Raw genomic sequence first — 10,999 nt, 5'->3', positions numbered from 1 at the left:
CCGTTGCAGGGGCGGGGCGCCGATAACGCCCCGCCCGCAATCCTTATTGCATCGTGTCGCTATAGGCCTCGACCACGGTGGCCCCTTCGGCGCCTGCGGCCTCCAGCCACTCGGCGGTCATGGTCTCGCCGATCTCTGCCAGTTCAGCGGCCAGCGTGGCCGAGGGTTCGGAAACGGTCATGCCGTTTTCCACCAGCGTCGCCATCTTGGACGCGGTTTCGGCGGCCGACATCTCCCAGCCGCGGGCCTCGGCAGTCGCTGCGGCCTCCATCAGCGCGGCGCGCTGATCCTCGGGCAGGGCGTCCAGGGCGCGGGTGTTCACCACGACCATGTTCTTGGGCAGCCAGGCCTGGGTGTCGGTGTAATGCGTGGTGAAATCCCACGCCTGCGAGGACACGCCGGTCGAGGGCGAGGTAATCATCGCCGCCACCCGACCCGTGGCAAAGGCGGTGGGAATATCGCCGGTTTCCACCTGCGTCGGCACCGCGCCCATCAGTTGGGCCAGCCGTTCCGTCGCGGTGTTGTAGGCCCGGAAGGCGGCGCCCTGCAGATCGGCGGTCGAGTTGATCGGCGCCTTGGTATAGATGCTTTGCCCCGGCCACGGCACGGCAAAGAGCAGCGTCAGACCCTGGGCGGCCAGCTTTTCCTCGACCAGCGGGCGCGAGGCAGCCCACAGCGCGCGGGCCTCGTCATAGCTGCTGGCCAGGAAGGGGATGGAATCCACGGCAAAGATCGGATCCTCATTCGCCAGCCGCGACATCAGGGTTTCGCCGATGGGGGCCAGGCCCCGGCGCACCGCATCCTTGATTTCCGGGTGCGCGAACAGCGAGCCTGCGGAATGCACGGTGATGTCCAGTTCGCCATCGGTGGCCGTGGCCACGTCCTGGGCGAACTGGGTGATGTTCTGGGTGTGGAACACGCTGTCGCCATAGGGGGTGGGCATGTCCCAGCTTGTCGCCTGCGCCGGCAGGGCGAACGCGGCGGCGACCAGCGCGCCGGCCAGCGGTTTCAGCATCGGAAATGTCATTGTTTTCGTTCCCTGTTGGTTTTCCGGGCAGCCTGTCATTATCTTTGCGGACCCGCCGCCCTTGGACCGCAGGGGCAGGTTGACCAGCCCCCCTGCTTTTGTCAACAAACTGTCAAACAAGGGAAAAGCCGGGGCAAAGGGGTGCTGAATGACTGTGCAGAACGATCAGGGGAACGCCCCCGGCCGCTGGGATTTCTGGATTGACCGGGGCGGCACCTTTACCGACGTGATCGGCCGCGACCCCGGTGGGCGCATCGCGGCGATGAAGCTTTTGTCCGAGAATCCCGGCGTTTACGACGACGCCGCGATCGAGGGCATCCGGCGATTCCTGGCGGTGAAAACGGGCGGCACAATCCCTGCGGATCGGGTGGGCACCGTGCGCATGGGCACGACCGTTGCCACCAACGCCCTGCTGGAACGCAAGGGCGACCGGACGCTGCTGCTGATTACCCGCGGCTTCCGCGATGCACTGCGCATCGGCTATCAGGACCGGCCCGACATCTTTGCCAAGGACATCGTGCTGCCCGAACAGCTGTATGATCGGGTGGTCGAGGTGGATGAACGCGTGCGCGCCGATGGCACGGTGGAACGCCCGCTGGACCCCGCCACCGTGGCCGAGGCCCTGACCAAGGCGCGCGCAGACGGCATCGACGCGGTGGCCATCGTCCTGATGCACGCCTGGACCGCGCCCGCGCATGAACAGATGCTGGCCCAGGCCGCCCGCGCGGCGGGGTTCGGGCAGGTGTCGGTCAGCCACGAGGCCTCTCCGCTGATCAAGCTGGTGGGGCGCGGGGATACCACGGTGGTGGATGCCTACCTGACGCCGATCCTGTCGCGCTATGTCGAACGGGTGGCGGGCGCGCTGGGCGCCACGCCGCCCGATGAACCGGGGCCGACGCTGCAATTCATGATGTCGTCGGGGGGGCTGACCGCCGCCGATAGGTTCAAGGGGCGCGACGCGATCCTGTCCGGCCCTGCGGGTGGCGTCGTGGGCATGGCGCGCACGGGGCAGATCGCCGGGCATGACCATGTGATCGGGTTCGACATGGGCGGCACCTCAACAGATGTCGCGCATTTCGACGGCAGCTTCGAGCGCGCGTTCGAAACCCAGGTGGCGGGCGTGCGGATGCGCGCGCCGATGCTGCGGGTCCATACGGTGGCCGCCGGGGGCGGGTCTATCCTGCATGCCGATCCGGGGCGGTTCCGCGTGGGGCCGGACAGCGCCGGGGCCGATCCCGGCCCGGCCTGCTACCGGCGCGGCGGGCCGCTGACGGTGACCGATGCCAACGTGATGCTGGGCAAGCTGAACCCCGATTACTTCCCGCCGATCTTTGGCCCAGACCAGGATCAGCCGCTGGACCGCGAGGCCGTGGCCGCCCGCTTTGCCAAGATCGCCGAGCAAGAGGGCAAAAGCGCCGAAGAGGTGGCAGAGGGGTTCCTGCGCATCGCCGTCGAAAACATGGCGAACGCGATCAAGAAGATCAGCGTTCAGCGCGGGCATGATGTGACGAAATACCTGCTGAACGCCTTTGGCGGGGCAGGGGGGCAGCATGCCTGCCTGGTGGCCGATGCCTTGGGGATGACGCGGGTGCTGATCCATCCGCTGTCAGGGCTGCTTTCGGCCTATGGCATCGGCCTGGCCCGCGTGACAGAGGCCCGCCAGCAGGGGCTGGAGGTGCGGTTCGACGACGACGCGCTGCCCGGCATCGACACGGCGCTGTCGCGCCTGGAACACGACGTGACGCAGGCGCTGGCCGCCCAGGGCGTGCCGGCCCAGGGCACCACCCTGACCCCGCGCCTGTTCCTGCGCTATGCGGGCACCGACACCGCCCTGCCCGTGCTGTGGTCGGGCGATGCCCAAGCCGCGCGCGCGGAATTCGAGGCCGCGCACCTGGCCGAGTTCGGCTTTACCGACCCCGACGCCCCCCTGATTGTCGAGGCCGCCGAGATCGAGGGCATGGCCGCCGAGTCCGCCGCAGGCACCGAGGATACCGCCGACACCGACGAGGGCGAGGCGCAGGCAGAGGCCCATGTGCCGGTCTTTTCCGGCGGGCAGTGGCAGGATGCCGCCGTGGTGCGGCGCGAACACCTGACGCCGGGCCGCGCCATAACCGGCCCCGCCCTGGTGATTGAGCCGAACCAGACCGTGGTCGTCGAACCCGGCTGGCGCGCGCGTGTCACGGCGCATGACCACATCCTGATGACCCGCGTTCAGGCCGCCGCCCGCGATCACGCCCTGGGGACAGAGGCCGACCCGGTGCTGCTGGAGGTGTTCAACAACCTCTTCATGAACATCGCCGAACAGATGGGCGTGGCCCTGCAAAAGACCGCCCGGTCGGTGAACATCAAGGAACGGCTGGATTTTTCCTGCGCGGTGTTCGACGCGACCGGCGCGCTGGTCGCCAACGCGCCGCATATGCCGGTGCATCTGGGGTCGATGGACCGCTCCGTCGAAACGGTGATCCGGCTGAACGGGGATCGGGTGAAACCCGGCGACGTCTATGCCCTGAACGCGCCCTATAACGGCGGCACGCACCTGCCCGACATCACCGTGGTCACGCCGGTTTTCGACGAGGCCGGAGAGGACATCCTGTTCTGGGTGGCCTCGCGCGGGCACCATGCGGATGTGGGCGGCGTCGCGCCCGGCTCGATGACGCCCTTGGCCACGAAAGTGGACGAAGAGGGCGTGCTGATCGACAATTTCCTGCTGGTCGAGGATGGCCGCTTTCGCGAGGGGGCGCTGCGCGATCTGCTGACCGATCACCCCTGGCCCTGCCGCAACCCCGATCAGAACATTGCGGACCTGAAGGCGCAGGTGGCGGCGAACGCGCGTGGTGTGGCAGAGTTGCGCCGGATGATCGAGGGCTTCGGCATCGAGGTGGTGCAGGCCTATATGGGCCACGTGCAGGACAATGCTGCGGCCGAGGTCGCCCGCGTGATCGGGCGGCTGTCGGATGGGGAATACGAATACCCCACCGATACCGGCCAGGTGATCCGGGTAAGAGTCACGGTGGATGACGACCGGCAGGGGGTGACGGTCGATTTCACCGGCACCTCGCCGTCGCAGGCCAACAACTTCAACGCGCCGGAACCTGTGACGCGGGCCGCCGTCCTGTATGTCTTCCGTGTCATGGTGGAATCGCCCATCCCGATGAATGCCGGGTGCCTGCGCCCGGTGAAGATCGTGATTCCCAAGGGCTGCATGCTGGCCCCCGAATACCCCGCCGCCGTGGTCGCCGGGAACGTGGAAACCAGCCAGCACGTGACCAACGCGCTGTTCGGCGCGTTGGGCGCCATCGCCAACAGCCAGGGCACGATGAACAACCTGACCTTTGGCAACGCCCGGCACCAGTATTACGAAACCCTGTGTTCCGGCAGCCCGGCGGGGCGGATGAATGACGGGCGCGGCTTTGACGGCACGGACGGGGTGCATGTGCACATGACCAACTCGCGCCTGACCGACCCGGAAATCCTGGAACTGCGCTACCCCGTGATGCTGGAGGAATTCCGCATCGATGCAGGGTCCGGCGGGCAGGGCAAATGGTCCGCAGGCGACGGCACCACGCGGCGCATCCGGTTTCTTGAGGAGATGGGCCTGGCGATCCTGTCCTCGCACCGCCGCCGCGCGCCGCAGGGTCTGATGGGGGGCGGTTCCGGCCGGGTCGGCCGGACAGAGGTGCACCGCGCCGATGGCAGGGTCGAGGAACTGGCCGCCTGCGACCAGACCCATATGGGCGCGGGCGACGCGGTGGTGGTGGTTACGCCCACCGCCGGGGGCTATGGCGCGGGCTAATCGCCCCGCCGCCCCACCAGCCGCGCGGTCAGGCCGATGATGCGGCCCGCATTGGGGATGATGACAAAGATCCGCACCAGGTGAAAGGCGGTGACCAGCGCCAGCCCCTCTTGCAGGATCTTGGCGGTCAGCGCCATTTCCGTGACGCTGCCCGGTGCGGTGGCCAGCACCATCACCGGGCCGGGCTGGCCGCTCAGCCCCGCCAGGCCCAGCCCCATCCCGGCGCACAGAACCGTCAGCAACAGCGACGACACCACCGCCGCCGGAACGAAACCGCGGGCCCGGCGCAACAGGTCGCGGTCGAACACCGCGCCCAGCCAGACCCCCAGGAACACCTGCGCCAGCACCAGCACCGGATAGGGAAAGGCGGTGATCGGCAGGCTGAGCGCCGCGGCCAGCGCGGCCCCGCCAAGCGCCCCCACGAAGAAGGGGTTGGCGATGCGCAGCCGCCGGGCGACCAGGGCCCCGCCGATCCCCGCCAGCGCCAGCAGGGCGGCGCCGTGCAGGTTCCATTCCGTCCGGGCCAGCACGGCGACGGGATCGCGGACGGTGCCGTCCAGCGCGACGATGGTGGGCGGGATCACGATTACCAGCGCGGTGATCCGCAGGGTCTGGGCAAACACCACAGGCCCCGGCGCCACCCCGTGGGTCTGGGCCAATACCGCGCTTTCCACCGGCCCCATCGGGATAGAGGACAGCACCGCGGTAATCACATCCACCCGCGCCAGCCGCATCAGCGCGGCGGCCACCACGAACCCGATCACCACGGTCAGCGCGGCCGAGGCCAGCATCGCCCCCAGCATGCTGCCCATCGCGGCCACCGCCTCCGGGGTAAAGGACAGGCCCACCGACGCGGCCACCAGAACCTGTCCGATCTGGCGCGTCTGCACCGGGATCGCGACGGGCCGGTCCGCCAGCCGGACCCCGGCGGCAAACACCATCGCCCCCAGCATCCAGGGCAGCGGAAACCCGATCCGATGCGCCACCAGCCCGCTGACCAGCGCACCGCCATAGATCAGGGCTGCATGGGCCAGGTGTCCGAAAGGCGGGGTCAGGGGCATGAAACAGGCTTTGGCATGAGGACAGGCACCCAGTTTCGATGCCCGCGCGAGCGGTTGCAAGGGGCGGTGGCGTTCCGGCTGTTCCCGCTTTCCCCGTCCGCCCCGCTTGCGCTATGCCGGGGCGGACCGAAGCGGAGATGACGATGCCCCCCACAGCACCGGACATACCGGCATGATCGCCTGGCTGGCCGGATGGACCCGGCGCAAGGACGCGGTGTTCCGCGCCGTCGCGCAGGCGGCGGGCGGGGGGGTGCGGCTGCCCTTTATCGGGCTGTCCTTTCGCGGCTTTCCCGAAACCGCCGCCCGCGCCGATGCCGCGCTGGCCGTGGCCAAGCGTCAGCCAAGGGGGCGGCTGGGGCGCGCACTGAAACGCGCGCTGATCGCGGCGCAATACAACTGGTCGCGGCGCTATTTCACCCGTCACCCCGACCGGCTGGCGGTTTGCTGGAACGGGCTGACCGGATCGCGCCGGGCCTTCATGCAGGGGGCGCGGGACGCGGGTGCCGGGCGCCTTTATGCCGAGCTGGCACCGTTTCCGGGTCGGATCACGCTGGACCCGCAGGGGGTGAACGCGCAAAATAGCCTGCCGCGCGATCCCGGTTTCTATCGCGCCTGGGCGGCCGAGGCCCCCGACCGGCAGGGCGAGGGCTGGCGCGCCCTGGGCCAGAACCTGACCGCGCGCGCCTCGCGCCGGGGGGATGTCGGCCAAGGCGGCGGGTCGCTGACCGGCGCGGGCGAGTTCCTGTTCTGCCCGTTGCAGGTGCCCAATGACAGCCAGATCACCCTGTTTTCCGGCTGGGTCGGCAGCGTGCAGGGCATGATCGCGGCGCTGGCCTGCCATGCGCACGCCCTGCCCGCCGGCTGGCATATCCGGGTCAAGGAACACCCCTCGGCCCGGACCTCGTTGGCCGATGCGCTGGCGCGCGCCGTGGCCGACAGCGGCGGGCGGATCGTGGTGGACAACGCCACCGACAGTTTCGCCCAGCTTGCCGCCTCGCGGGGCGTGCTGACGATCAACTCGTCCATGGGGTTGCAGGCGTTCTTTCACGACAAGCCGGTGGTGGTGCTGGGGCAGGCGTTCTTTGCCCTGCCTGGGCTGGTGACGTCGGCGCAATCCGAACAGGCGCTGGCGCAGGTGCTGACCGATCCGGGCGCGCTGTCCTTCGATTCCGGGCTGCGCGCGGCCTTCATGACGTATCTGGACCGGGTCTATTACCCCCGCGTGCGCGAACACCCGGATGGCAGCGTGACCATAGACGCCGACCGCCTGGCGGCCACACTGGCCGCCGCGCGCCGCTGACGCCCCTTTCGCCCCGCGCGCCTTTGCTGTATGGCTGCGCGCTGACATTCATCCGACGTCAAAGGAGCCAACCCGATGGGTTACAAGGTCGCCGTCGTCGGCGCCACGGGCAATGTGGGCCGCGAAATGCTGAACATCCTGGCCGAGCGCCAGTTCCCGGTGGACGAGATCGCCGCGCTGGCCTCGCGCCGGTCGCTGGGCACCGAATGCAGCTTTGGCGACCAGACAGTGAAAACCCAGGATCTGGACACCTTCGATTTCACCGGCTGGGATATTGCGCTGTTCGCCATCGGGTCCGGCCCGACCAAGGAATACGCCCCCAAGGCGGCAGCGGCGGGCTGCGTGGTGATCGACAACTCGTCGCTCTACCGCTACGACCCGGACGTTCCGCTGATCGTGCCCGAGGTGAACCCCGGCGCGATCCACGGCTATGCCAAGAAGAACATCATCGCGAACCCCAACTGCTCGACCGCGCAGATGGTGGTGGCGCTGAAGCCCCTGCACGACCGCGCCACGATCAAGCGGGTGGTGGTGTCCACGTACCAATCGGTTTCCGGCTCGGGCAAGGACGCGATGGACGAGCTGTGGCTGCAGACCAAGGGCATGTATGTGCCGGGCCAGGAGGTGGAGCCGTCTGTCTACCCCAAGCAGATCGCGTTCAACGTGATCCCGCATATCGACGTGTTCCTTGACGACGGGTCCACCAAGGAAGAGTGGAAGATGGTCGCCGAGACGAAAAAGATCATCGACCCCAAGATCAAGCTGACCGCGACCTGCGTGCGCGTGCCGGTTTTCGTCGGCCATTCCGAGGCGATCAATATCGAGTTCGAGGATTTCCTGGACGAGGACGAGGCCCGCGACATCCTGCGAGAGGCCCCCGGCATCATGGTCGTGGATAAGCGCGAGGATGGCGGCTATGTCACGCCGGCCGAATGCGTGGGCGATTTCGCCACCTTCATCAGCCGCATCCGCCAGGATTCCACCATCGACAACGGCCTTAACATCTGGTGCGTCAGCGATAACCTGCGCAAGGGCGCGGCCCTGAACGCGGTGCAGATCGCCGAACTGCTGGGCCGTGAGGTGCTGAAGAAGGGCTAAGCCGCGCACCCGGCCTGCTGCCCCGGAAAACCCGTGCCGGGTTTTTCGTTTCGCCCCGGCTGACGCCGGGCCGACCCGCCGGGGGCTGCGCCCCCGGACCCCCGGGTATTTGGGCCAAGAAGAAGTAGGGGGCGCGATGATCGAGTGGCAGGATGAAGGGGCGGTTCTGGCCACGCGGGCCCATGGCGAAAGCTCTGCCATCGTCGAGGTGTTTACCGCCCGCCATGGCCGGCATCTGGGCGTGGTGCGGGGCGGCGCTGGGCGGCGGATGGCGCCGGTGTTGCAGCCGGGCACGCAGCTGGCCGTGACCTGGCGCGCGCGGCTGGAGGAGCATCTGGGCAGCTACACGGTCGAGCCGCTGCGCGGGCGCGCGGGCGGTTTGATGGGAGACCGGGCCGCGCTGGCCGGGTTGAACGCGGTGACGGCGCTGTTGTCCTTTGCCCTGCCAGAGCGCGAGGCGCACCCCGCGCTTTATGCCCGGTCCATGACGATGCTGGATTTGCTGGCGCATGCAGAGGCCTGGCCGCTGGCCTATCTGCGGTGGGAACTGGCGTTGTTGGAGGAAATGGGCTTTGGGCTGGATCTGTCGGTCTGCGCGGTGACGGGCAGTCGGGACGATCTGGTGTATGTCTCGCCGAAATCGGGCCGGGCGGTCAGTGCGGCGGGCGCCGGGGATTGGGCGGACCGGCTGTTGCCCTTGCCGCCCTGCCTGTTGGGGCAGGGGCCGGTGCGGGGCGAAGAGATTGCCGAGGGCCTGCGCACCACGGGCCATTTCCTGGAAAAGTGGCTGGCGCCCGCGTTGGGGGATCGCCCCTTGCCCGCTGCGCGCGGGCGGCTGGTGGCGGTGTTGGCGCGGGTGTTGTAAGGGAAAACGCCCCGGCGCAGTGGCCGGGGCGTCAGCGTTATGTCCGGCGATCAGCCGAGGATGCGCCGTGCGATCACTTGCGCCTGGATCTCTGCGGCACCCTCAAAGATGTTCAGGATGCGGGCGTCGCACAGGATGCGGCTGATGCTGTATTCCAGCGCAAAGCCGTTGCCGCCGTGGATCTGCAACCCGTTATCGGCGCAGGCCCAGGCCACGCGCGCGCCCAGCAGTTTGGCCATCCCGGCCTCCAGGTCGCAACGGCGGTCGTTGTCCTTTTCCCAGGCCGAGAAATAGGTCAGTTGGCGCGCCACCATGATTTCCACGGCCATCATCGCCAGCTTGTCGGCGACCCGCGGGAAGGCGATCAGCGGTTTGCCGAACTGCTTGCGGTCCTGGGCGTATTGCATGCCCACGTCCAGCGCCGATTGCGCCACGCCGATGGCGCGGGCCGCGGTCTGGATGCGGGCCGATTCAAAGGTCTGCATCAGCTGCTTGAAGCCCTGCCCCTCGACCCCGCCAAGCAGGTTCTCGCCCTTGACCTTGAACTTGTCGAAGCCGAGTTCGTATTCCTTCATGCCGCGATAGCCCAGCACCTCGATCTCGCCGCCGGTCATGCCCTCGGTCGGGAAGGGGTTTTCGTCGGTGCCCGGCGTCTTTTCGGCCAGGAACATCGACAGGCCCTTGTAGTCGGTCGTGTCGGGATCGGTGCGTGCCAGCAGCGTCATCACATGGGTACGCGCGGCGTGGGTGATCCAGGTCTTGTTGCCGGTCACCTCGTAATCGTCGCCCACCTTGACCGCGCGGGTGCGAAGGGCGCCCAGGTCCGACCCGGTGTTGGGTTCGGTAAAGACGGCGGTGGGCAGGATTTCGGCGCTGGCCAGTTTCGGCAGCCAGTTATGCTTCTGTTCCTCTGTGCCGCCGCACAGGATCAGCTCGGCCGCGATTTCGGAACGGGTGCCCAGCGACCCCACGCCGATATAGCCGCGCGACAGTTCCTCGGACACCACGCACATCGACGCCTTGGACAGGCCGAACCCGCCATATTCCTCGGGGATGGTCAGGCCAAAGACGCCCAGTTCGGCCATCTCCTCGATGATTTCCATCGGGATCAGTTCGTCCTTGAGGTGCCATTCGTGCGCATTGGGTTCCACGCGGTCCACGGCAAAGCGGCGGAACTGTTCGCGGATCATCTCCAGCTCATCTTCCAGGCCGGTGGCGCCGACGGTGACGTTGGCGGCCTGCTCTTGCATCAGCGTGACCAGCCGGGCGCGCGCAGCGGGGGTGTTGCCGCCGCCGATCAGGGTGCTGACCGCGTCGGTGTAGAACGCGTGGACCGCATCGCCATCGAGGCCGATATCGCGCAGGCGGACGATTTCGCCCTGGCTCATCGGGATGCCGCCGGCGATCTGAGCCAGGTATTCGCCAAAGGCGATCTGGTGCAGTAGTTGTTCGACCTCGCCGAACTTGCCCTCGGCCTGTAGCCGTTCGGCCCAGGCCTGCATCTGGGTCAGCGCCTGCGCATAGGTCGCCAGCCAGGCCAGCCCGTGGGCGGCGGTCTGGTGGGCCTCGACCAGCTTGCCGGACACCCGGTCGCCCTCCACCACCTGGGCGCGCAGGGTGGTGCGGGCGGCCTGCAGAACCGTATCGACCGGGGCGATGGCTGCCTTGGTCAGCGTCAGCAGGTCGGGGAGGAGGGCGCTGTCGGTGCCGGGCATGTCCTGACCGTCATGGGGCATGGGATATCTCCTTCGTTCGGGCTTGGGCTGGCATAGGGCCTTTGCAGGTGCAGCGCAACAAAAATTCAAACGGGCAAGGTGTATTGAAGCATAATGTCGTTCGCGATTTTGCGCTGCGG

General features: G+C 68.0%; 7 protein-coding genes. 4 read left to right on the top strand and 3 right to left on the bottom strand.

Annotated features, from left to right (window positions below; all coding sequences use genetic code 11):
• Positions 1-43: 43 nt before the first annotated feature.
• Complete coding sequence (locus EV656_RS01525; protein WP_242469007.1) at positions 44-1,027, bottom strand: TRAP transporter substrate-binding protein; 984 nt, start codon at positions 1,025-1,027, stop codon at positions 44-46.
• A 148-nt stretch (positions 1,028-1,175) separates the two neighbouring features.
• Between EV656_RS01525 and EV656_RS01520 the strand changes: the two genes are divergently transcribed.
• Positions 1,176-4,820 (top strand): hydantoinase B/oxoprolinase family protein, encoded by a 3,645-nt coding sequence (locus tag EV656_RS01520; protein WP_132598743.1) that lies wholly within the window; start codon positions 1,176-1,178, stop codon positions 4,818-4,820.
• Here the strand turns inward: EV656_RS01520 and EV656_RS01515 are convergent.
• Positions 4,817-5,881, bottom strand: a complete 1,065-nt coding sequence (locus EV656_RS01515) for an AbrB family transcriptional regulator (RefSeq protein ID WP_132598741.1) — start codon at positions 5,879-5,881, stop codon at positions 4,817-4,819. The two genes, EV656_RS01520 and EV656_RS01515, sit on opposite strands and share 4 nt — an antisense overlap.
• Positions 5,882-6,053: 172 nt before the next feature.
• Between EV656_RS01515 and EV656_RS01510 the strand changes: the two genes are divergently transcribed.
• The 3 genes from EV656_RS01510 (at position 6,054) to recO (ending at position 9,144) form a co-directional block, all read left to right on the top strand.
• Entirely contained in the window at positions 6,054-7,181 is a 1,128-nt protein-coding gene (locus EV656_RS01510) for a capsular polysaccharide export protein, LipB/KpsS family (protein ID WP_132598739.1), read from the top strand.
• A 75-nt stretch (positions 7,182-7,256) separates the two neighbouring features.
• The gene (locus EV656_RS01505; protein WP_132598737.1) at positions 7,257-8,279 is read left to right on the top strand and encodes an aspartate-semialdehyde dehydrogenase; all 1,023 of its coding nucleotides are present in this window, start codon (positions 7,257-7,259) and stop codon (positions 8,277-8,279) included.
• A gap of 139 nt (positions 8,280-8,418) precedes the next feature.
• Positions 8,419-9,144, top strand: coding sequence for a DNA repair protein RecO (recO, locus tag EV656_RS01500; protein ID WP_132599466.1), 726 nt, complete (start codon positions 8,419-8,421; stop codon positions 9,142-9,144).
• A 50-nt stretch (positions 9,145-9,194) separates the two neighbouring features.
• Here recO and EV656_RS01495 read toward each other — a convergent pair whose 3' ends face one another.
• Complete coding sequence (locus tag EV656_RS01495) at positions 9,195-10,880, bottom strand: acyl-CoA dehydrogenase family protein (RefSeq protein ID WP_132598735.1); 1,686 nt, start codon at positions 10,878-10,880, stop codon at positions 9,195-9,197.
• Between the last annotated feature and the right edge of the window lie 119 nt (positions 10,881-10,999).

It is taken from the genome of Rhodovulum adriaticum (genome assembly GCF_004345735.1).
In the GTDB taxonomy this organism is placed as follows: Bacteria; Pseudomonadota; Alphaproteobacteria; order Rhodobacterales; family Rhodobacteraceae; genus Rhodovulum; species Rhodovulum adriaticum.
Note: the sequence above shows the minus strand (reverse complement) of the source record. Positions and strands in the feature narration are given on the sequence as shown.